At 69.2% G+C, this 18,974-nt stretch carries 23 protein-coding genes; 11 read left to right on the top strand and 12 right to left on the bottom strand.

Annotated features, from left to right (window positions below; translation table 11 throughout):
• Nucleotides 1-46: 46 nt before the first annotated feature.
• Nucleotides 47-520: a winged helix-turn-helix transcriptional regulator gene (locus tag A5681_RS00190; RefSeq protein WP_067268455.1), complete on the top strand. Its 474-nt coding sequence runs from the start codon at nucleotides 47-49 to the stop codon at nucleotides 518-520.
• Here A5681_RS00190 and rsgA read toward each other — a convergent pair.
• Together rsgA and aroA are read right to left on the bottom strand one after the other, a co-directional pair.
• Entirely contained in the window at nucleotides 507-1,487 is a 981-nt protein-coding gene (rsgA, locus tag A5681_RS00185) for a ribosome small subunit-dependent GTPase A (protein ID WP_067268452.1), read from the bottom strand. The two genes, A5681_RS00190 and rsgA, sit on opposite strands and share 14 nt — an antisense overlap.
• Entirely contained in the window at nucleotides 1,484-2,767 is a 1,284-nt protein-coding gene (gene aroA, locus A5681_RS00180; RefSeq protein ID WP_156737777.1) for a 3-phosphoshikimate 1-carboxyvinyltransferase, read from the bottom strand. The genes rsgA and aroA overlap by 4 nt, the downstream gene beginning before the upstream one ends.
• A 44-nt stretch (nucleotides 2,768-2,811) precedes the next feature.
• On the opposite strand from aroA, the gene A5681_RS00175 reads away from it, so the two are divergent.
• Nucleotides 2,812-3,576 (top strand): SOS response-associated peptidase, encoded by a 765-nt coding sequence (locus A5681_RS00175; protein WP_067268448.1) that lies wholly within the window; start codon nucleotides 2,812-2,814, stop codon nucleotides 3,574-3,576.
• On the opposite strand, the gene A5681_RS00170 is transcribed toward A5681_RS00175, so the two are convergent.
• On the bottom strand, nucleotides 3,573-3,815 hold the full coding sequence (locus A5681_RS00170) for a hypothetical protein (protein WP_067268445.1): 243 nt from the start codon (nucleotides 3,813-3,815) through the stop codon (nucleotides 3,573-3,575). The genes A5681_RS00175 and A5681_RS00170 overlap by 4 nt on opposite strands.
• Before the next feature lie 209 nt (nucleotides 3,816-4,024).
• Between A5681_RS00170 and A5681_RS00165 the strand changes: the two genes are divergently transcribed.
• Complete coding sequence (locus tag A5681_RS00165) at nucleotides 4,025-4,597, top strand: HdeD family acid-resistance protein (protein WP_067268440.1); 573 nt, start codon at nucleotides 4,025-4,027, stop codon at nucleotides 4,595-4,597.
• 8 nt (nucleotides 4,598-4,605) lie between these two features.
• Here the strand turns inward: A5681_RS00165 and A5681_RS00160 are convergent, their stop codons facing one another.
• Nucleotides 4,606-5,832, bottom strand: coding sequence for a PucR family transcriptional regulator (locus A5681_RS00160; protein ID WP_067268439.1), 1,227 nt, complete (start codon nucleotides 5,830-5,832; stop codon nucleotides 4,606-4,608).
• A 141-nt stretch (nucleotides 5,833-5,973) separates the two neighbouring features.
• Between A5681_RS00160 and A5681_RS00155 the strand changes: the two genes are divergently transcribed.
• Genes A5681_RS00155 through A5681_RS00145 form a run of 3 tightly spaced genes read left to right on the top strand, consistent with a single transcriptional unit; the run spans nucleotide 5,974 to nucleotide 10,043 of the window.
• Entirely contained in the window at nucleotides 5,974-7,485 is a 1,512-nt protein-coding gene (locus A5681_RS00155; protein WP_067268437.1) for a long-chain-fatty-acid--CoA ligase, read from the top strand.
• 2 nt (nucleotides 7,486-7,487) lie between these two features.
• Nucleotides 7,488-9,185: a PHA/PHB synthase family protein gene (locus A5681_RS00150; RefSeq protein WP_067268434.1), complete on the top strand. Its 1,698-nt coding sequence runs from the start codon at nucleotides 7,488-7,490 to the stop codon at nucleotides 9,183-9,185.
• Nucleotides 9,186-9,215: 30 nt separating this feature from the next.
• A complete protein-coding gene (locus A5681_RS00145) occupies nucleotides 9,216-10,043 on the top strand; it encodes an alpha/beta fold hydrolase (RefSeq protein WP_067268536.1) in 828 nt (275 codons plus the stop codon).
• Here the strand turns inward: A5681_RS00145 and A5681_RS00140 are convergent.
• Both A5681_RS00140 and A5681_RS00135 read right to left on the bottom strand, forming a co-directional pair.
• Nucleotides 10,040-10,525, bottom strand: coding sequence for an aminoacyl-tRNA deacylase (locus tag A5681_RS00140; protein ID WP_067268432.1), 486 nt, complete (start codon nucleotides 10,523-10,525; stop codon nucleotides 10,040-10,042). The genes A5681_RS00145 and A5681_RS00140 overlap by 4 nt on opposite strands.
• A gap of 13 nt (nucleotides 10,526-10,538) precedes the next feature.
• Nucleotides 10,539-11,387 carry an SDR family oxidoreductase gene (locus tag A5681_RS00135; RefSeq protein WP_067268430.1) on the bottom strand — a complete coding sequence of 283 codons (849 nt, stop codon included), beginning with the start codon at nucleotides 11,385-11,387 and terminating at the stop codon, nucleotides 10,539-10,541.
• 304 nt (nucleotides 11,388-11,691) lie between these two features.
• Between A5681_RS00135 and A5681_RS00130 the strand changes: the two genes are divergently transcribed.
• Together A5681_RS00130 and rsrA are read left to right on the top strand one after the other, a co-directional pair.
• A complete protein-coding gene (locus A5681_RS00130) occupies nucleotides 11,692-12,339 on the top strand; it encodes a sigma-70 family RNA polymerase sigma factor (RefSeq protein WP_197498463.1) in 648 nt (215 codons plus the stop codon).
• Nucleotides 12,336-12,635 (top strand): mycothiol system anti-sigma-R factor, encoded by a 300-nt coding sequence (gene rsrA, locus A5681_RS00125; RefSeq protein WP_067268426.1) that lies wholly within the window; start codon nucleotides 12,336-12,338, stop codon nucleotides 12,633-12,635. The genes A5681_RS00130 and rsrA overlap by 4 nt, the downstream gene beginning before the upstream one ends.
• A gap of 6 nt (nucleotides 12,636-12,641) precedes the next feature.
• Here the strand turns inward: rsrA and A5681_RS28090 are convergent, their stop codons facing one another.
• Nucleotides 12,642-12,716 (bottom strand): 50S ribosomal protein bL37, encoded by a 75-nt coding sequence (locus A5681_RS28090; RefSeq protein WP_011728008.1) that lies wholly within the window; start codon nucleotides 12,714-12,716, stop codon nucleotides 12,642-12,644.
• 195 nt (nucleotides 12,717-12,911) lie between these two features.
• On the opposite strand from A5681_RS28090, the gene A5681_RS00120 reads away from it, so the two are divergent.
• Together A5681_RS00120 and A5681_RS00115 are read left to right on the top strand one after the other, a co-directional pair.
• Nucleotides 12,912-13,127, top strand: coding sequence for a biotin/lipoyl-binding carrier protein (locus tag A5681_RS00120; RefSeq protein WP_044512934.1), 216 nt, complete (start codon nucleotides 12,912-12,914; stop codon nucleotides 13,125-13,127).
• A gap of 51 nt (nucleotides 13,128-13,178) precedes the next feature.
• Complete coding sequence (locus A5681_RS00115) at nucleotides 13,179-14,672, top strand: sensor histidine kinase (RefSeq protein ID WP_067268423.1); 1,494 nt, start codon at nucleotides 13,179-13,181, stop codon at nucleotides 14,670-14,672.
• 67 nt (nucleotides 14,673-14,739) lie between these two features.
• On the opposite strand, the gene whiB1 is transcribed toward A5681_RS00115, so the two are convergent.
• Both whiB1 and A5681_RS00105 read right to left on the bottom strand, forming a co-directional pair.
• Entirely contained in the window at nucleotides 14,740-14,994 is a 255-nt protein-coding gene (gene whiB1 / locus A5681_RS00110; protein ID WP_007168139.1) for a transcriptional regulator WhiB1, read from the bottom strand.
• 270 nt (nucleotides 14,995-15,264) lie between these two features.
• The gene (locus tag A5681_RS00105; RefSeq protein WP_067268420.1) at nucleotides 15,265-16,245 is read right to left on the bottom strand and encodes a diacylglycerol/lipid kinase family protein; all 981 of its coding nucleotides are present in this window, start codon (nucleotides 16,243-16,245) and stop codon (nucleotides 15,265-15,267) included.
• Nucleotides 16,246-16,324: 79 nt separating this feature from the next.
• Here A5681_RS00105 and A5681_RS00100 point away from each other — a divergent pair, with 79 nt between their 5' ends.
• Nucleotides 16,325-16,774: a hypothetical protein gene (locus A5681_RS00100; RefSeq protein ID WP_156737776.1), complete on the top strand. Its 450-nt coding sequence runs from the start codon at nucleotides 16,325-16,327 to the stop codon at nucleotides 16,772-16,774.
• On the opposite strand, the gene A5681_RS00095 is transcribed toward A5681_RS00100, so the two are convergent.
• From A5681_RS00095 to A5681_RS00085, 3 genes are read right to left on the bottom strand one after another with little or no spacing between them, the layout of a single operon-like run.
• Nucleotides 16,726-17,202 carry a GNAT family N-acetyltransferase gene (locus tag A5681_RS00095; RefSeq protein WP_067268418.1) on the bottom strand — a complete coding sequence of 159 codons (477 nt, stop codon included), beginning with the start codon at nucleotides 17,200-17,202 and terminating at the stop codon, nucleotides 16,726-16,728. The genes A5681_RS00100 and A5681_RS00095 overlap by 49 nt on opposite strands.
• Nucleotides 17,199-18,296, bottom strand: coding sequence for an isochorismate synthase (locus A5681_RS00090; RefSeq protein ID WP_067268416.1), 1,098 nt, complete (start codon nucleotides 18,294-18,296; stop codon nucleotides 17,199-17,201). Before A5681_RS00090 ends, A5681_RS00095 begins: the two co-directional genes overlap by 4 nt.
• Complete coding sequence (locus tag A5681_RS00085; RefSeq protein WP_067268414.1) at nucleotides 18,293-18,904, bottom strand: acid phosphatase; 612 nt, start codon at nucleotides 18,902-18,904, stop codon at nucleotides 18,293-18,295. The genes A5681_RS00090 and A5681_RS00085 overlap by 4 nt, the downstream gene beginning before the upstream one ends.
• Nucleotides 18,905-18,974 lie beyond the last annotated feature (70 nt).

Raw genomic sequence — 18,974 nt, 5'->3', positions numbered from 1 at the left:
TAAACATCTAGGTACACTAAAAGCAACCCAGCCGGGAGAGTGATTTATGACACTGCTACAGGGACCGCTGGCCGACCGCGACGCCTGGTCGGCCGTCGGCGAGTGCGCGATCGAGAAGACCATGGCGGTGGTGGGCACCAAGTCCGCCATGCTCATCATGCGCGAGGCCTACTACGGCACCACCCGCTTCGACGACTTCGCCCGCCGCGTGGGCATCACCAAGGCCGCCACCTCGGCGCGGCTGTCCGAACTGGTCGAGCTGGGGCTGCTGAAGCGCCAGCCCTACCACGAGCCGGGACAGCGCCGTCGCGAGGAATACGTGCTCACCGAGGCCGGCATCGACTTCATGCCGGTGGTGTGGGCGATGTTCGAGTGGGGCCGTCGTCACCTGCCGGGGCGCAACCGCCTCCGGCTGACCCACCTCGGGTGCGGCGCCGAGGCCAGCGTCGAAATCCGCTGCGCCCAGGGCCATAAGGTGGCGCCCGACGAGCTCGGCATGCGGCTCGCTAAGTCTGGTTGAGCGCGGCCAGCAGCCGCCGGGCCGCGGCGACGCGGCGCGCCGCTGGGCCGGACAACGTGTCCAGCGCGCATTCGGGATCGGCCGGCGGACCCATGTGCCCACAGCCCCGCGGACAGTCTTCGATCGCCTCCGCCAGATCGGAGAACGCCATCAGCACGTCCTCGGGCTCGATGTGCGCCAGCCCGAACGAGCGGATGCCCGGGGTGTCGATCACCCAGCCGGACCTCGCCAGGGGCAGCGCGACCGACTGGGTGGAGGTGTGCCGGCCCCGGCCAATGTCGGTGACCTCGCCGACGGCCCGTTCCGCCTCTGGGACAAGGCGATTCACCAACGTCGACTTGCCCACCCCGGAGTGCCCGAGCAGCACGGTGATCTTGTCGTCGAGCAGGTCGGCCACCGCGAGCAGCGGATCGTCGCGGCCCGCGGCCACCACGGTGAGATCCAGGTCGACGAACTGCTCGGCGAACGGCTCCGGCGGGGCCAGGTCGGTCTTGGTCAGGCACAGGATCGGGGTCAGACCGCCGGCATACGCGGCGATCAACGCCCGGTCGACCAGGCCGGTGCGCGGCGGCGGGTCGGCCAGCGCCACCACGATCAGCAACTGGTCGGCGTTGGCGACCACCACGCGTTCGGTCGGATCGGTGTCATCGGCGGTGCGGCGCAACACCGTTCGCCGCTCCGCGCGCCGGACGATGCGGGCCAGGGTGTCCAGCCGGCCGGACAGGTCGCCGACCACGTCGACGTCGTCGCCGACCACGATCGGCGTGCGGCCGAGTTCCCGCGCCCGCATGGCCGTGATCCGGCGTTCGGGGTCGCCCCCCAGCACGCATCCCCAGCGGCCGCGGTCGACGCTGACCACCATCGCGGCCTCGGCGTCGGCGTGCTCGGGACGAGTCTTGGTGCGCGGTCGCGAGCCCCTGCCGGAGCGGACCTTGACGTCGGACTCGTCGTAATCGCCGGGCCTCAAATATCGGACTCCAGCATGTGCGCCCACAGCTGCGGAAACTCCGGCAGCGTCTTGGAGGTGGAGCCGATGTCGTCGACCACGACCCCGGCCACCCGCAGCCCGACGATCGCGCCCGCCATCGCCATCCGGTGGTCGGCGTAGGCCCGCCAGACGCCGGGGTGCAGCGGTGCCGCGGTGATCACGAGGCCGTCGGGAGTTTCGGTGCAGTCGCCGCCGAGGTTGTTGATCTCGGTGCGCAGCGCGGCGAGGCGGTCGGTCTCGTGGCCCCGCAGGTGGCCGATGCCGGAGAGCCGGGAAACGGAGCCCGGGGTCGCCAGCGCGGCCAGCGCCGCCACCGACGGGGTCAGCTCGCCGACATCGCGCAGGTCTACGTCGAAGCCGTCATAGCCGGCCGATCCGCGCACCTCCAGGTACGAATCAGCTTGATCGACAACGGCATTCAGTTTACCCAGCACGGTCAGGATGTGGTCGGCCGGTTGCACGCTGGCCGCCGGCCAGCCGGTGATGCGCACCGTTCCGCCGCTGACCACGGCCGCCGCCAGGAACGGGACGGCGTTGGTCAGGTCCGGTTCCACCTGCCAGTGCCGGGCCGCGACCGGGCCGGGTTGCACCCGCCAGGTGTTGGGCACAGAGTCGTCGACCTCGACCCCGGCCTGGCGCAGCATCACCACCGTCATGGCGATGTGCGGCGCCGACGGCAGCGTCGCCCCGGTGTGCCGCACGGTCAGGCCGTCGGTGAACGACGGCGCGCACAGCAGTAGCCCCGAGACGAATTGCGAGGACGCCGAGGCGTCGATGTCCACGGTCCCGCCTGTCACCGATCCGCCGCCGTGGACGCGGAAGGGCAGGGCCGACCCTTCGATCGGCACGCCCAGGCCCCGCAGCGCGTCGAGCAGCGGCGCGATGGGCCGAGCCCGGGCTTGCTCGTCGCCGTCGAACTCGACCACCGCCTCGGCCAGCGCAGCCAGCGGCGGGACGAACCGCAGCACCGTCCCGGCCAAACCGCAATCCACCCGTGCCTCGGGCCCTGGGGCGATCCGGCCGCCGAGCGTCAGCTCGGACCCCGCGCCGTCGACGCGCAGGCCGAGGGTGCGCAGTGCGCCGATCATCAGATCGGTATCCCGGCTGCGCAGCGCCCCGCTGATGGTCGGGGACCCCTGCCCCTGCGCGGCCGCCAACGCGGCCAGCACCAGCGCCCGATTGGTCTGCGACTTCGACCCCGGAACGGTCACGGTCGCGCGCACCGGTTCCGGCGCGCTGGGGGCCGTCCACATACTCACCGGTCCATCATGGCGTGTCACCATGCAATGCCACTATGGGAGTTATGTGTGGACGGTTCGCGGTCACCACCGATCCGGCCCTGCTGGCCCAGAAGATCAAGGCGATCGACGAGGCCACAGGAGCCTCCGAGGGCGCCGGCGCGCCCAACTACAACGTGGCGCCGACGTCGACCATCGCGGCCGTCGTGAGCCGCCACACCGATCCCGACGACGAGCCCACCCGCCGGGTGCGGCTGATGCGCTGGGGCCTGGTGCCGCCCTGGGTCAAGGCCGATCCCGACGGGGCGCCGGAGACCAAGGGCCCGATGCTGATCAACGCCCGCGCGGACAAGGTCACCACTTCGCCCGCGTTCCGGTCGAGCGCCAAGTCCAAGCGCTGCCTGATCCCGATGGACGGCTACTACGAATGGCGCGTCAACCCCGACGCAGCCGGCGGCAAGAAGTCCCGCAAGACGCCCTTCTTCATGTACCGCGAGGACGGCGAACCCTTGTTCATGGCGGGGCTGTGGTCGGTCTGGAAGCCGGCCAAGGCGGGGTCGCCGCTGCTCAGCTGCACGATCATCACCACCGACGCGCCCGGCGAGCTGGCCGAAATCCATGACCGGATGCCGCTGGTGGTGCCCGAGGGGGAGTGGGACCGCTGGCTGAACCCCGACGCCCCGGTCGACGAAGACCTGCTCACCCGGCCGCCCGACGTGAGCGGCATCCGCATGCGCGAGGTTTCGACGCTGGTCAACAACGTCCGCAACAACGGCCCCGAGCTGCTCGAGCCGGCCGACCCGGAGCCCGAGCAGGCCACACTGCTTTAGTTGCTGAGCACCAGCTTCCAGTTGCCGTTGACGTTGCGGTCCGGGACGCACCAGAAGTTGTTCCAGTTGCCCGGCGTCGAGGCCTTCACGCCCGGCCCGGCGTCCTGGCAGGCGGCCCGCGTCGGGTAGTTGCCCTCGGTCTGGATCGTGTCGGCATGGCCGACGCCCACACCGGTCGTCAGCAACCCCGCAGCCGCCAGCACCGCGGCGGCGAAGAATCTGTTCATCGGTCGGTTCATGACGTCAACGGTATGCGTAGTAGGCCGATCGCAAGGGCTTTTTGCCGACGCCGACCTGCACGGATCGACAGCGCGGTCGGCGACGCCCCAGCTAACCGCATTCGCAGAGCCGGGTGGTCGGTGCGGCCGCGGTCTTAGCGTGTGGGCGATATCGAAATGTGTCCGAAAGGCCCTGTTGCCGTTGCTCCGGGACGGCGGAGCATATTGCCATGACAACCACTGAAAACACTGTGTTTGAGGGGCCACTGCAGCAACTTGCCCGTAGCGCATGGCAGCTGGTTCTCTTCATCGGCGTCCTGGCCATAGCGCTGGGTGTCGTCGTGCTGACGTGGCCCGGCAAGACGCTGTTCGTGGCCGGGGTCCTATTCGGCATCTACCTCGTGGTCTCCGGAATCGGCTACATGTTCGCCGCTTTCGGGGCGCACACCGGCGCGGCGATGCGGGTGCTGGCCTTCCTGACCGGCGTCGTCTCGTTGGTGCTGGGCTTTTTCTGCTTCCGTGACAGGTTCGAGGCGGCCTGGCTCCTGGCCATCTGGATCGGCATCAGCTGGGTGTTCCGCGGGATGAGCCTGCTCGCCGCGGCGCTGTCCTTCGACCACTTGCCCGGCCGCGGCTGGCAGGTGGTCTCGGGGCTGATCATCATCATCGGTGGCGGGGTGCTGATCATCTATCCGCAGGATTCGATCGCGGTGCTGACCCTGGTCGCGGGATGCTGGCTGATCGCCATCGGCATCGTCGACGTCATCAGCGCCTTCCAGATCCGCCACCGGCTGCGTGTGTGACGGTCCAGTCAGGCAGGCAGGTGTCGGTCGATTTCGAACGCGAGGCACAGTTCGGCGAGATCGGTCGGCCGCGAGAGCGATCGGCCGGTCAACTCCTCGATCCGGCGTAGCCGGTGCCGAACCGTGTTCGGGTGGCAGTAGATCTGTGCCGCGGTGTCGTTGGCGGAGCCGCCCGCCTGCAGCCAGGCGCCGAAGGTCAGGAGCAACACGTCGCGCTCCTGGGCGGGTAGTTCGTCGACCCGCCGCAGCAGCGCCGATTTGATCTTGCCCATGATCTCCGGCGCGCTGACCGCCGCGACCGCGAGCGGCGTGCCGTCGAACACCGTGACAAGTGAGTTGCCCGAACGCTTCCCGCGAAGCGCGACTCGCGCGAATCGCAGCGCCCCGGACGTCTCCGACAACTCCTGGAATGGCGGACTGATGCCCACCCGCGCGGTCGCGGCATGCCCGAGCACCTCGACGAGCGTGCCGAGCGTGCCGCCCGGGGCGGGATTCCGAAGGTGGGCGATTCCGGCCTGCAGGTCGGGCAGCAGTCGCCACGCCGACCGGATGTCACGGGCCCCCAGCTTGTTCTCGATCGCCGGCAGGCCGACCCTCCCGATCGCGGGCAGCTCCGCCGCCACGACGACGTAGGGGCCCACCGTCGGCAGCCGCAATAGCTCCGCCACCTCCCACAGGCTGTGCGCGCCGCTCATGCGCCCCAACAGCAGCGCCTCTACCAAGGCGGACCGTTCCTCCTCGCGCTCAAGCATCTGCGTTGTCAGCTGCTGGCGGTAGGCGTCGCTCATCGCATCCGTGAACGTTTCCTGCGCGAAGAAAACGCGCGCGGTGGCGTCCAGGATCGAATCGGTGGGTATGCCTTCGGCGCGGGCGGTCGCCAGCGTCCGTTCCCACATGAACCGGAAACCGATCCGGTAGGCCGTCATGACCGCCGGAAGGGGCACACCCGCCAGCGCACGCTCCGTACCGGTGCGCTCAGCCGGCGCCACCTCGACATCCGCGTCGTCGGCGAGCGCGTGAAAGATGAAACTGACGTTGGCCGAACAACTTTCGGCGACCTGATCCCTCGTCACCAAGCCGCCGTCGCGATACGCATCGATCTCGCGGCACAACACCTCCGCCATCTGTTTGCCCAACTCCGGGGCCTGCGCCAGCATGAGCCTGCCCAGCTTGACCACCTGCGGATCCACCGCGGCGGCGCGCCGCGCGGCGCGGGGTTTCGATGCCAAACCCATGCCCAAAAAGCCTAGGCCAGCGCGCGGGCGAATGTGCGTGGTAACACCAAACGGCCCCGGTCGTTGTCAGCGCGGACATTGAGCTACCGGATGCCCGCGACCACGCTTGAGACAGGCACTACAACACTCCCGGAGCGTCCCATGACCGCGTTGAGCGACAACCTGACCTCGGCCCACGAACGGCACCCCGAGCGCATCGCGCTGCGTTGCGACGACCTGACATTCACCTTCGCCGAACTCCACGCCGCCGCGGCCCGGCTGGCCACGCTGCTGGACCGGGCGGGGATCCGCCCCGGCGACCGGGTCGGTGTGATGCTGCCCAACACGCCGGCCTTCGCGGTCGCGTTCTACGGCATCATGTATCGCGGCGCCGTCGCGGTCCCGATGAACCCGCTCCTGAAGGAACGGGAGATCTCCTACTACCTCTCGAATAGCGGCGCCAAGGCGCTATTCGCAACGCCGGCTTCCGCCGACGAGGTCCTCCCGGCCGCCGCGAATGCCGGGGCGCAATGCTGGCTCGTCGACGACGCGGACCTGGCCGGGCTCATCGCCGACCTGCCGGAACAGCACACCGCGGTGGAGCGGGGCGACCACCATGTCGCGGTCATTCTGCACACCTCCGGAACCACCGGAAAACCCAAGGGCGCCATGCTTACTCACGCGAATCTGCGGCGCAACGCCGAGATCGGCGCTCACACCCTGCTCGGGGCGGGGCCGGACGACGTGGTGATGGGCTGCCTGCCCCTCTTTCATGTCTTCGGTCTCACCTGCGGGCTCAACGTTTCCATCCTCGCGGGCGCCACGTTGACACTCCTCCCTCGGTTCGACGCGCTCAAAGCGCTCCAGGTGATCGAGCGTGACAACGTCACGATCTTCCAAGGAGTGCCGACCATGTATTCCGCGCTGCTCGGCGTGGCGGAGCAGGCGTCGACGGGCGCGGCGCGGACCCTGCGGACGTGCGCCTCCGGCGGGGCGGCGCTGCCCGTCCAGGTCCTCACCGACTTCGAGAAGACCTTCGAATGCACGGTTTTGGAGGGCTACGGGCTCTCGGAGAGCACCGCCGTCGCGTCATTCAATCATCCCGATCGGCCGCGCAAGGCGGGCTCGATCGGCACCCCGATCGAGGGCGTCGAAATGCGCGTCGTCGACATGAATGGCGCGGAGGTGCCGCGGGGCCAAACCGGAGAAGTTCAGATCCGCGGCCACAACGTGATGAAGGGCTACTGGAACCTGCCCGAGGCGACGGCGACCGCCATCACGGCCGACGGCTGGCTGAACAGCGGGGACGTCGGACGCGTCGACGAGGACGGTTACTTCTACATCGTCGACCGGACCAAAGACATGATCATCCGGGGCGGCTACAACGTCTACCCCCGCGAGATCGAGGAAGTGCTCTATGAGCATCCGGCGGTGGCCGAAGCCGCCGTCGTCGGTATTCCGCACGACTCCCTCGGCGAGGAGGTCGGCGCCGCCGTCGCGCTCAAGGAGGGCGCCGCAGCAGCGCCCGAGGAACTGCGCGAATACGTCAAGCGGCGGGTGGCCGCCTACAAATATCCGCGCGCGCTCTGGCTCGTCGACGCCCTCCCCAAGGGCCCCACCGGCAAGGTCCAGAAGCGCGACATCACCGTTCCGACAACCGAAAGCATCCGTTGATCATGGCCGCACGAAACACCCCCAAAAATCCCGACGAGCTCGCCGTACCGCTGGACCTGCTGCTCACCAGCGCCACCAAGCCGTTCGCGAGCCGGATGATGCCCGACGCCACCTGGACCCGGATGGGTGTCAGCCTGGCCAAGCAGCCGCGACCGGTGGCCCGCCGGATCGGTTCTCTCACAAAAGAACTCGGGGCCATAGCGGCGGGCACCTCACACCGCGGTCCGGCGCGCGCCGACAAGCGATTCGCCGACCCGGCGTGGGAGCAGAACCCGTTGCTGCACCGCATCATGCAGGCCTACCTCGCGGGCGCCGAGACCGCCGAAGGGCTGCTCGCCGACTCCCAACTGGACTGGCGGGATCAGGAACGCATGCGGTTTGTCGTCGACAACCTCGTCGAAGGCCTCGCGCCGAGCAACAATCCGTTGATCAGCCCCCTGGGCTGGAAGGCGATGATCGACACCGGGGGGCTGAGCGCGGTCCGCGGCATCAAAGCCTTTGCGCGGGACATGCTCTCGAAGCCGCGGGTGCCCGCCATGGTGGAGCCCGACGCCTACGTCGTGGGGGAGACCCTGGCCGTCACCAAGGGCGCGGTCGTGCTGCGTACGCCGGTATTCGAATTGATCCAATACGCCCCGCAGACCGCAAAGGTGCGCGAGATCCCGCTGCTCATGGTGCCGCCCGTGATCAACAAGTACTACATCATGGATATCGCGCCCGGGCGCAGCATGATCGAGTACTTCGTCCAGCAGGGGCAACAGGTCTTCGTCATCTCGTGGCGCAATCCGCAGAAAAGGCACCGGGATTGGGGCTTCGACGCCTACGGCGCCGCGATCATCGAGGCGATGGATGCGGCGCAGAAGATAACCGGGGCCGACAGCACCCACCTGCTGGCCACCTGCTCCGGCGGCATTCTGGCCGCGATGACCGCGGCCCACCTGGCCGAGATCGGTGAAGGCGACCGGGTCGCCGGCCTCAACCTGTCGGTGACCGTCCTCGACGAGCACCGGGCGGGTTTTGCGGCCGCAGCGATGAGTGACCGTGCGGCGCAGGCCGCCATCGGACTCTCGGGCCGAAGGGGTTACCTGGACGGGCGCGACATGGCGGAGATGTTCGCCTGGTTGCGCCCCACCGACCTGGTTTGGCGGTACTGGGTGAACAACTATGTCCAGGGCCGGAAACCGGCGGCGTTCGACGTATTGTTCTGGAACGCCGACACCACCCGGATGACCGCAGCCCTGCACCGCGACATGGTGCTGATGGCAGTGCGCAACGCTCTTGTCACCCCTGGCGGGGTCAGCATGCTGGGCACCCCGGTCGACTTGGGGAAGGTCACCGCCGACGCCTACGTCGTCGGTGGCGTCGCCGACCACATCTCCCCGTGGCAGGCGACCTACCGCAGCGCGCGGCTGCTCGGCAGCAAGGACAACCGCTACGTGCTATCTACCAGCGGTCATATCGCGGCGCTGGTCAACCCGCCGGGCAACCCGAAGGCCTCGTTTCACACCGGTCCCGTCGACACCGACGATCCGCAGGAGTGGCTCGAGTCGTCGCACAAGTCCAGCGATTCGTGGTGGCCGGACTACGTCGAGTGGCTCGCCGAGCGCAGTGGCCCGGAGGTCGATGCCCCGAAAGCCCTTGGTGGCGAGGGGCTTCCGCCACTCGGGCCGGCGCCCGGCGGCTACGTGATGGAGAAGTGAGTGAAGCGCAGCCCACAACAACAGCGGCGCCTGCGAGTGGTCCAGCCGAGCACGGTGGGCCAGGAGCGTTACGTCAGCGCCGGCGGGCAGCGGATCCGGGTCAACATCCGTCGGGGAACCGGAGTGCCGCTCGTGCTCTGCAACGGCATCGGCGCCAGCCTGGAGGTGCTCGACCCGCTGGTCGAGCAGCTGCCGATGACCGTCGTGAGGTTCGACGTGCCGGGCACCGGGGGGTCGCCGACCTCGCCCCTGCCCTATGGGTTTCCCTACCTGGCCTGGGTGTTGGGCCGGGTGTTGTCCAAACTCGGCATCGGCGTCGTCGACATCTTCGGGCTGTCCTGGGGCGGCGCGCTGGCGCAGCAGTTCGCGTTCCAGAATCCCCGCCGGTGCCGGCGGATGGTGTTGGTGGCGACGGGCACCGGCATCCTGATGGTGCCGGCCAGCCCCTTCGTGCTGGCGAAAATGGCCACCCCGCGCCGGTTCTCGGATCCCAACTACGCCGCTTCGATCGCCGGTGACCTCTACGGCGGCACCGTCCGCGCCCACGGCGAAGACGTGGCGAAGCTGTTCGTACGGCAGTTACACGCCGGTTCGAAGATGGGCTACCTGCATCAACTGCTCGCCGGGTCGGTCTGGACGAGCCTGTTCGCGCTGCCCGCGGTGCGGCAGGAGACGCTGATCGTCTCGGGCACCGACGACCCGATCATCCCGGTGGTCAACGCGCACATCCTGCACCGGTTGCTGCCCCACGCGGTTCTCCACCTGCATTCGGGCGGTCACATCGACATCGTGCACAACGCGACCGAGCTCGCCCCCGTAATCGAGGGTTTTCTGAGCGAGGCGGGCGAACGGGCCTAGCCGCGGATGTCCGCGGTGACCGCATTCGTCAACCGGATCAGGTCATGCGGCGAAACGCCGACATCCCAGCCGCGCCGACCGGCGCTGCAGTAGATCCGCTCCCAACCAAGAGCGCTCGAATCGACCACGGTCGGCAGGCGCTTGCGCTGGCCGAACGGCGACACGGCGCCCAGCACATAACCGGTGGCCCGCTCGGCGGCGGCCGGCTCCGCCATGCCGGCCTTCGCCACCCCCAGCGCCGCGGTGGCCGCCTTCAGCGAAAGCCGTTGCGGCACCGGCAGTATCGCGACGGCGAGCCCGCCCGGCACCGCGATGACGAGGGTCTTGAAGATCTGCTCGGGCGCGATGCCGCGCTCGGCCAGCGTCCGGACCGCCTCGTCGCCGAACGCACGCTCGCGGGGATCGTGCTCGAATGTGACAACCTCATGCGGCACACCGGCTTTCGCCAACGCAGCCAGCGCGGGCGTGGCGGCGCGAGCCACCTGCTCGGCCCGACTAGGGCCCGGAGTAACCCGGCGGGTTCACGCCGTCGACCCAGAAGTCGACACCGAGCTGCCCGCCCGGCACGCAGTTGTAGACCGACAGGTCGGTGACACCGGACTCCACCAGCACGTCCTCGCACAGCAGGGTGTTACCGGTGTACTCGCGGGCGGGCTTGTTGAGGATCACGTAGGCCGCGTCGGAGTACACCTCCGGCTTGCGGGCCCGACCCATCGCCTCGTCGCCCCCGAGCAGGTTCTGCACGGCCGCCGTGGCCACCAGCGTGCGCGGCCACAGGGTGTTGGACGCGATGCCCGCCTCGCGCATCTCCTCGGCGATGCCCAGCGCGCACAGCGTCATGCCGAACTTGGCCATCATGTACGCCGTCGGCTTGAGCCACTCCTTGCCCAGCAGCACGGGCGGCGACAGCGTCAGGATGTGGGGATTCTCCGCGGACTTCAGGTGCGGAATGCAGGCCTGCGACACCGCGTAGGTGCCGCGCACCTGGATGCCGTTCATCAGGTCGAAGCGCTTCATCGGCACCTCGGTGATGGATCCCAGGTTGATCGCCGACGCGTTGTTGACGCAGATGTCGATGCCGCCGAATTGCTCGACGGTCTTGGCCACCGCGGCCTCCACCGACTCCGGGTCGCGAACATCCCCGACGATCGGCAGGGCCTGCCCGCCCGCCTCCTCGAGTTCCTTGGCGGCCGTGTACACCGTGCCCGGCAGCTTGGGATGGGGCTCGGCCGTCTTGGCGATCAGGGCGATGTTGGCGCCGTCCTGGGCGGCGCGCTTGGCGATCGCCAGGCCGATACCGCGACTGGCGCCGGAGATGAACATGGTCTTGCCGTTCAGGGACATGGCGTCACACTAACGTCCCCCTGCTCTCGCCCCGTCTGGGGGACGGGCGGCCACGGATCCGGCCGGGAAATAGCACGTCGGCCGCGGCTGTTGAAGCAATCGGTCTTGAAGTTGCAGTGGGTGCACCCGGGCAGACAGTGTCGGTGGCAGCCTCTAGATTGGGAGGAGCGGTTTGGTGTCAGCGGCGACGAGCCTGTTGGACCGTCCAATGGGTGTCGAGCAGTTGGCCTGCGTTCTGGCAGGCCCGGTGGCGCTTCCGGTGCTGTCCGGTGACACCGCAGCAGAAGGGACCGGGGTAATCGACATGGCCGACAGCGACGGCGCGACCGCACAGGAGATTGCCGAGCCGGGCCCACAGGAGACGGACGCGGAGCTGATGGCGCGTTTCGAGCGCGACGCGATTCCGCTGCTGGACCAGCTTTACGGCGGCGCCCTGCGCATGACCCGCAATCCCGCCGACGCCGAAGATCTGCTGCAAGAGACGATGGTGAAGGCCTACGCGGGCTTCCGCTCGTTCCGGGCCGGCACCAACCTCAAGGCCTGGCTGTATCGGATCCTGACCAACACCTACATCAACAGCTACCGCAAGCGGCAGCGCCAGCCGGCCGAGTACCCGACCGAGGAGATCACCGACTGGCAGCTGGCGTCCAACGCGGAGCACTCGTCCACCGGGCTGCGCTCGGCCGAGGTCGAGGCGCTGGAGGCGCTGCCGGATAACGAGATCAAGGAAGCTCTGCAGGCCTTGCCGGAGGAATTCCGGATGGCCGTCTACTACGCCGACGTCGAGGGATTCCCGTATAAGGAAATCGCCGAGATCATGGATACGCCCATCGGGACGGTAATGTCACGGCTGCACCGCGGCAGGCGTCAACTGCGTTCCCTGTTGGCTGACGTGGCCAAGGAGCGGGGCTTCAACCGCGGCCACCAGGCGCACGAGGAGGTGTCGTCATGAGCGAGTCGTCCACCGACGGCACCTGCCCCAACGACGACGCCCACGGCGCCGTCGGCTGCGCCGAGGTGATCCGCCAGGTCTGGCTCCTGCTCGACGGCGAATGCACGCCCGAGTCCCGGGACCAGCTGCGCCGCCACCTCGAGGCGTGCCCCGGCTGCTTCAAGCACTACGGCCTCGAGGAGCGGATCAAGGCGCTGATCGCGACCAAGTGCAAAGGTGAGAAGGCCCCCGAGGGCCTGCGCGAGCGGTTACGGCTGGAGATCCGCCGGACCACCATCATCCGGGAGACGCAGTAGCGGTCCTCAGGCGTTGGGCCGCTTGCCGTGGTTGGCCTTGCTGTGCTTGCGGTCGCGCTTCTTCCGGCCCCGTTTGGCCATTTCGGAAAACCTCCGTTGATTGATCAGAACCGGGCGCCCGGCGCCCGTTAGCTTGCCTCACATTCTCGCACGGCCTGTCGGGGGGCCGTGCGCCGCGGTGGGCCGGGGGCCTGTGGTTCGATATACACCGAGCCTGACGGAAGCTAGATGGACCAGCAGCCAGCCTGCGCAATGGCCGAAACGAGTGGGGTGAAGATGGCCGAGGATGTGCGCGCCGAGATCGTGGCCAGCGTGCTCGAAGTCGTAGTCAACGAGGGTGACCAGATCGGCAAAGGCGACGTCGTGGTGCTGCTGGAGTCGATGAAGATGGAGATCCCGGTCCTGGCTGAGGTCGACGGCACGGTCAGCAAGGTGAGCGTCTCGGTGGGCGATGTCATTCAGGCGGGCGACCTGATAGCCGTGATCAGCTAGCCGTTGGAGCCCTTCTTGTCCGCTGCCGGGGAATGGCCCGGGGAGTGAGCGATGTCGACTCTCGGTGACCTGCTTGCCGAACACACCGTGTTGCCCGGCAACGCCGTGGATCACCTGCACGCGGTGGTCGGCGAGTGGCAGCTGCTGGCGGACCTGTCGTTCGCCGACTATCTGATGTGGGTGCGCCGCGACGACGGCATGTTGGTGTGCGTGGCGCAGTGCCGGCCGAACACCGCGCCCACGGTGCTGCTGACCGACTCGGTGGGCAGCGTCGTCGCCGCCGACCGGCTGGCGCTCGTCGCCGAGACCTTCGACTCCGGGCTCGCGCAGCGCGATGGCGAAGCGCCGCAAGGGGATTCGTGGCTGCCCGGCCCGCACGTCGAGGCGTCCCCGGTGCGGTACGGCGATCGGGTGGTGGCCGTGCTCACCCGGCATCAGACCGCGGCCGACCGCGCGGCCGGCCAGCTGGAGACCGCCTACCGGGACTGCGCCCGGGACCTGGTCGCCATGCTCGCCGAGGGCACCTTCCCCGACGTGGGCGACGTGGTGATGTCGCGCTCCACGCCGCGGGCCGGCGACGGCTTCATCCGATTGGACGTCAACGGCGTCGTCGCCTACGCCAGCCCTAACGCGGTCTCGGCCTACCACCGGATGGGTCTGACCACCGACCTGGAGGGCCGCAACCTGGTCAAGGTGACGCGGCCGCTGGTCTCCGACCCGTTCGAGGCGCAGGAACTGGCCGAGCACGTGCTCGACCTGCTGGCCGGCGGGCGCAGCATGCGGATGGAAGTGGACGCCGGCGGCGCCACGGTGCTGTTGCGGACGCTGCCGCTGGTCGTCGACGGCGCCAGCGCCGGCGCCGCGGTGCTGATCCGCGACGTCACCGAGGTGAAGCGCCGCGACCGGGCGCTGATCTCCAAGGACGCCACGATCCGCGAGATCCACCACCGGGTCAAGAACAACCTGCAGACGGTCGCGGCGCTGCTGCGGCTGCAGGCCCGACGGACGGCCAACGCCGAAGGCCGGGAGGCCCTGATCGAGTCGGTGCGCCGGGTCTCGTCGATCGCGTTGGTGCACGACGCGCTGTCGATGTCGGTGGACGAGCAGGTCAACCTCGACGAGGTCATCGACCGGATCCTGCCGATCATGAACGACGTGGCGTCGGTCGACCGGCCGATCCGGATCAACCGGGTCGGTGACCTGGGCGTGCTGGACTCCGACCGCGCGACCGCCCTGATCATGGTGATCACCGAGCTGGTCCAGAACGCGATCGAGCACGCCTTCGACCCCGCCGCCGAAGAGGGCTCGGTGACCATCCGCGCCGAGCGTTCGGCGCGCTGGCTCGACGTCGTCGTGCACGACGACGGCCGCGGTTTGCCGGAAGGCTTCAGCCTGGAGACGTCCGACAGCCTGGGCCTGCAGATCGTGCGGACGTTGGTGTCGGCCGAGCTGGACGGCACGCTGGGCATGCGCCAAGCGCCGTCGCGCGGCACCGATGTGGTGTTGCGGGTGCCGATCGGCCGGCGAACACGATTGGTCCTGTAGGTCTGCGACCGACACAACAGCGCGGCCCCGACTTTCGTCGAGGCCGCGCTGTGTGGTCTAAACCGAGTCAGACTCCGCTACGGGCCTTCGTCCGGGCGTTGCGACGCTTGAGTGCGCGCCGCTCGTCTTCGCTCATCCCGCCCCAGACGCCCGAGTCCTGGCCGGTGTTCAGGGCCCAGGAAAGGCAGTCTGTGGTCACCGGGCACCGATTGCAGACCAGTTTCGCGTCAGCGATCTGCGCGAGCGCCGGGCCGCTGTTCCCTACCGGGAAGAACAGCTCCGGGTCTTCGTCGCGACAGACCGCCTTGTGGCGCCAATCCATAAGTTGTTACTCCTCACTGAGTGCGCAGCAAGGCGCACGGCCAATTTCTTCGGCTGTTAACGCGTGCACAAGAAAAGGGTCCGTACCCCTATCTAAATTTCTGCATGCAACCTTTCGATCGTTTCACAGGCCCAACAGAAGTCAATAGCGTGCGTTACCTCGTGGGCAATCTCACTTTGACCGTTCCGTAGCCGGGCCATTACTCCGTTGTACTACACTGACTGGCCGATCTCGCAGAAAAAATTCGCCGCCTGACCCCTGGGCGCTTCGTTACCGCAGCTCAGAGTGGTTTTTTCGCGGCGGTGCGACCACGGCCAGCGCGTCCGGGACCGCCCGGAACGTCATGCTTTCCCGCACGCCGAGGTAATCCCCGTCGAACTGGCAGGCCACCGGGCCGCCGGCCGAGGTCACCCGCAAACAGGGCACGTCGTCCTCGGTGATGAGGTGGTCGAACGCGAACTTGGGCCGTTTGGCGAACATCTGCCGCACGATGCGCAGGGTCGGGATCGTTTTCATGCTCTTCGGCGCGAACACTCCCAGCCCCGACTCGAAGGTGCAGCCGGGATTGGTCCATACCGGCCGGTCGTTGGCGAACGTCCAGGGGCTGGAGTTGGAGACGAACACGAAGCTCACCCCCGGAATGGGTTCGCGGCCGGGCAATTCGAGCTGCAGCATCGGCTCGCGCCGCGTGTAGCCCCACACGGCGGGCACCGCCGCGCGGATGTAGCGCCACGCCGTGACCTTGCCGCCCTTGTCGCGTTCGGCCTCGACCGCCGCGACCACCTCCGCGTCGACGCCCATCCCGGTGTTGAAGACCGCCCACCGCTCACCGCAGTCGATCAGCCCGATGCGGCGCCAGCTGCGGTGGCGGCGGTAGTCGTCGATCAACTGGATGAGCTGGTTGGTCGCGGCCACCGGGTCCCGTGAAATCCCCAGCGAGCGCGCCAGCACGTTCGCCGAACCCCCGGGAACCACCGCGACCGCCGGCACCGGGCCGGTGGGCCCCGACGCCGAGCCCGGACGGCCGAGGAGGCCGTTGACCACCCCGCTGACCGTGCCGTCCCCGCCGTGCACGACGACCAGGTCGACGCCGTCCGCGACGGCCTTCTCCGCGAGTTCGGTGCCGTGACCGCGGTGGTGGGTGTGTTCGACGGTGAGCTGCAGGCGGCTCTTGAGCGCGTGCGCCAGCAGGTCGCGACCGGCCGGGGTCGTGGAGGTGGCGGTCGGGTTCACGATCAGCACGGCGCGCATGAAGCACGAGCTTATGCGGGCGCCTTAAGGCCACGCTGTGGGGAACTCCCCCGCCGGTGGGGTGACTACGCTGACGCGGGTGACCGTCTTCCGCCGCAACCCCGGGGCCGCCCCGGCCGCTGTGCGCGGCGCCGGGCTGCTCGTGGCGGTGCAGGGGGTGGCCGCGCTGGTCATGGCGGCGGTGCTGGTGGTGCGGGGCGTCGCGGGGGCCGACCAGCGGGTGGTCAACGGCCTGGGCACGGCGGTGTTCTTCGTCCTGGTCGGGGCGGTGGTGCTGGCCGCCGGTCGCGCGCTGATCCTCGGCAAGCGCTGGGGGCGCGGGCTGGCCGTGATCACCCAGCTGCTGCTGCTGCCCGTGGCGTGGTACCTGACGGTCGACTCGCACCGGCCCGGTTTCGGGATTCCCGCGGGGATCGCGGCGCTGGCCGTGCTGGGGCTGCTTTTCAGCCCCGCCGGCGTGCGCTGGGCGGGCGGCGGCGATCAGCGCGACTCGGCCAGCTCGGCCAACCGGGGGCCCGAGACCCGATAGGTGGTCCACTCGCGCTGCGGTTGACCGCCGACGCCGTCGTACAGCGTGATCGCGTCGGCGTTCCAATTCAGCACCGCCCACGACAACCGCGTGTAGCCCTTCTCGAGGCATTCGGCCGCCAGCGCCGCCAGCAGTGCGCGGGCCAGGCCGCGGCGGCGAAAACCCGGCCGCACGAACAGGTCTTCGAGGTAGATGCCCGCCACGCCGTCCCAGGTGGAGAAGTTGAGGAACCACAGCGCCATCGCGGCGATTTCGCCGTCGGCTTCCGCGACGTGCCCGTGCAGCGTCGGGCTGGCACCGAAAAGCGCTGCGGCAATCTGTTTTTCGGTGACCGTGCATTGGTCCGCGGCATTTTCGAATTCGGCTAGCGCGTGAATCATTGCGGTGATGGCGGCGGCGTCCTCGGGCGCGGCGCGGCGAATGTTCATCGCTCGACGTCCATCGCGTTGAGGATCGTGGCGAATTTCGTCGTGGTCTCCGCGACTTCCTCGTCGGGGTCGGATTCGGCGACGATGCCGCCCCCGGAGCGGGCCAGCGCGCTGCGACGGTCCGCCGCCAGCTGCGCGCAGCGGATCGCGACCACCCAGCGGCCGTCACCCCGGGCGTCGCACCAGCCCACCGCCCCCGCGTAGAACCCGCGGTCGCCTTCCAGCTCGGCGATCAGCTCGACCGCGGCCTTGGTCGGCACCCCGCCGACCGCGGGGGTTGGATGCAACGCCAGGGCCAAATCGATTGCGCTGGTTGCGCTGTCGCGCAGCCGGCCGCTGACCGGCGTGCACAGATGCCACACCGCCGCGGTGCGGCTCAACTCGGGCTCGGCGGCGATCGTCAGCTCGTCGCACAGCGGCTCGAGGGCGGCCCGGATCGTCTCGATCACCAGCTGGTGTTCGTGCCGGTCCTTGGCCGAAGCGGCCAGTGCGGCGCCGTTGGCCGCGTCGACTTCCGGGTCGGCCGCGCGGGGGGCCGACCCGGCGAACGGCCGGCAGGTGACCCGGTCCCCGGAGCGCGCCACCAGCAGTTCGGGGCTGGCGCCCACCAGCGCCGCCCCGGCGTAGTCGTCGCCGGCGGCGGTCAGGTCGACCAGATAGCCGTAGGCGGCGGGATCCGCGGCGATGAGCCGGCGCAGGATGACGCGCGCGTCCAGGGGGGCGTCGGCGACCAGTCGCAGCGCGCGGGAGAGCACCACCTTGCTCAGCGGGCTGTCGGGCGCGGTGAGCTGATCGCGAGCCTGCACGATGCGGCGGCGGTAGTCGTCCGGCGGCGGGTCGGCCGCGGCGACGCGCACCGGCGGCAGCGGGCCCGTGGGCCAGCCCGGCGGGCCGTCGGTGCGGCGCACGGCCTCGGGTGCCAGCAGCGCCGCGGGCCGGGCCACGTCAAACGGCAACGCGCCCAACACTATTGGCGCCGTCCCGGACCGCAAGGCGTCCTGCGCCGCCGCCACGTCGCGGTAGCGCTCGCGCACCCCCTCGGCGAGCAGGGTTTGCCTCGGTCCGCACAGCGCGAACGGCGGGTGGGTGCTCACCCGGGTTTGATCGCCTGCGGCTGGGCGGTCAGGCCGAGCGCGGCGAGCTGCCGCACGCCGTGCTCGAAGCCGCACACGGCGAGCGAGCCGGCCAGCATCCAGAAGCGGCTGCCCTCGACGAGCGGGAGCTCCACCCAGCGCGTGATGACCGAACGCGAGAAGTGGCTGTGCCCCACGAACACCACGTCGCGCGAGTCCATGTGCTCCAACGCGAATGCGACGGCCTTGTCGGCGCGGTCGCTCACCTGCTGCACGCTCTCGCCGCCGGGGCATCCGTGCGTCCAGACCAGCCAGTTGGGCACCGATTCCTGGATCTGCGGGGTGGTCAACCCCTCATAGGATCCGTAATCCCATTCCGCGAGCAGGGGAGAGACCTCGTCGACCGTGAGGCCGGCCAACTTGGCGGTGGTCAGGGCCCGGATGCGCGGGCTGCTGACCACCAGCGGGTCGGTGAGGTTGAGTTCGCGCAGGACGCGGCCGGCGAGCTCTGCCTGGACGCGGCCGGTGTCGGTGAGCTCGAGGTCGGTCCGACTGGTGTGCCGGCCGGATTTCGACCATTCGGTCTCGCCGTGACGGAGCAGGACAAGTCGGTGGTTGTGCACGCCCATATCGACTGATTCTGCCGGACGACACCCCGAGCCCGTCGGCCGCAGCGCGCGACGATCGAACATGCCAGGA

The organism is Mycobacterium scrofulaceum (genome assembly GCF_001667885.1).
Classification (GTDB): Bacteria; Actinomycetota; Actinomycetes; order Mycobacteriales; family Mycobacteriaceae; genus Mycobacterium; species Mycobacterium scrofulaceum_C.
Note: the sequence above shows the minus strand (reverse complement) of the source record. Positions and strands in the feature narration are given on the sequence as shown.

Coding starts and splice junctions, on each gene's coding strand:
- A5681_RS00190 (WP_067268455.1), top strand. CDS start 47: ATGACACTGCTACAGGGACCGCTGGCCGACCGCGACGCCTGGTCGGCC.
- A5681_RS00175 (WP_067268448.1), top strand. CDS start 2,812: ATGTGTGGACGGTTCGCGGTCACCACCGATCCGGCCCTGCTGGCCCAG.
- A5681_RS00170 (WP_067268445.1), bottom strand. CDS start 3,815: ATGAACCGACCGATGAACAGATTCTTCGCCGCCGCGGTGCTGGCGGCT.
- A5681_RS00165 (WP_067268440.1), top strand. CDS start 4,025: ATGACAACCACTGAAAACACTGTGTTTGAGGGGCCACTGCAGCAACTT.
- A5681_RS00160 (WP_067268439.1), bottom strand. CDS start 5,832: ATGGGTTTGGCATCGAAACCCCGCGCCGCGCGGCGCGCCGCCGCGGTG.
- A5681_RS00155 (WP_067268437.1), top strand. CDS start 5,974: ATGACCGCGTTGAGCGACAACCTGACCTCGGCCCACGAACGGCACCCC.
- A5681_RS00150 (WP_067268434.1), top strand. CDS start 7,488: ATGGCCGCACGAAACACCCCCAAAAATCCCGACGAGCTCGCCGTACCG.
- A5681_RS00135 (WP_067268430.1), bottom strand. CDS start 11,387: ATGTCCCTGAACGGCAAGACCATGTTCATCTCCGGCGCCAGTCGCGGT.
- A5681_RS00130 (WP_197498463.1), top strand. CDS start 11,692: ATGGCCGACAGCGACGGCGCGACCGCACAGGAGATTGCCGAGCCGGGC.
- rsrA (WP_067268426.1), top strand. CDS start 12,336: ATGAGCGAGTCGTCCACCGACGGCACCTGCCCCAACGACGACGCCCAC.
- A5681_RS00120 (WP_044512934.1), top strand. CDS start 12,912: ATGGCCGAGGATGTGCGCGCCGAGATCGTGGCCAGCGTGCTCGAAGTC.
- A5681_RS00115 (WP_067268423.1), top strand. CDS start 13,179: ATGTCGACTCTCGGTGACCTGCTTGCCGAACACACCGTGTTGCCCGGC.
- whiB1 (WP_007168139.1), bottom strand. CDS start 14,994: ATGGATTGGCGCCACAAGGCGGTCTGTCGCGACGAAGACCCGGAGCTG.
- A5681_RS00105 (WP_067268420.1), bottom strand. CDS start 16,245: ATGCGCGCCGTGCTGATCGTGAACCCGACCGCCACCTCCACGACCCCG.
- A5681_RS00095 (WP_067268418.1), bottom strand. CDS start 17,202: ATGAACATTCGCCGCGCCGCGCCCGAGGACGCCGCCGCCATCACCGCA.
- A5681_RS00085 (WP_067268414.1), bottom strand. CDS start 18,904: ATGGGCGTGCACAACCACCGACTTGTCCTGCTCCGTCACGGCGAGACC.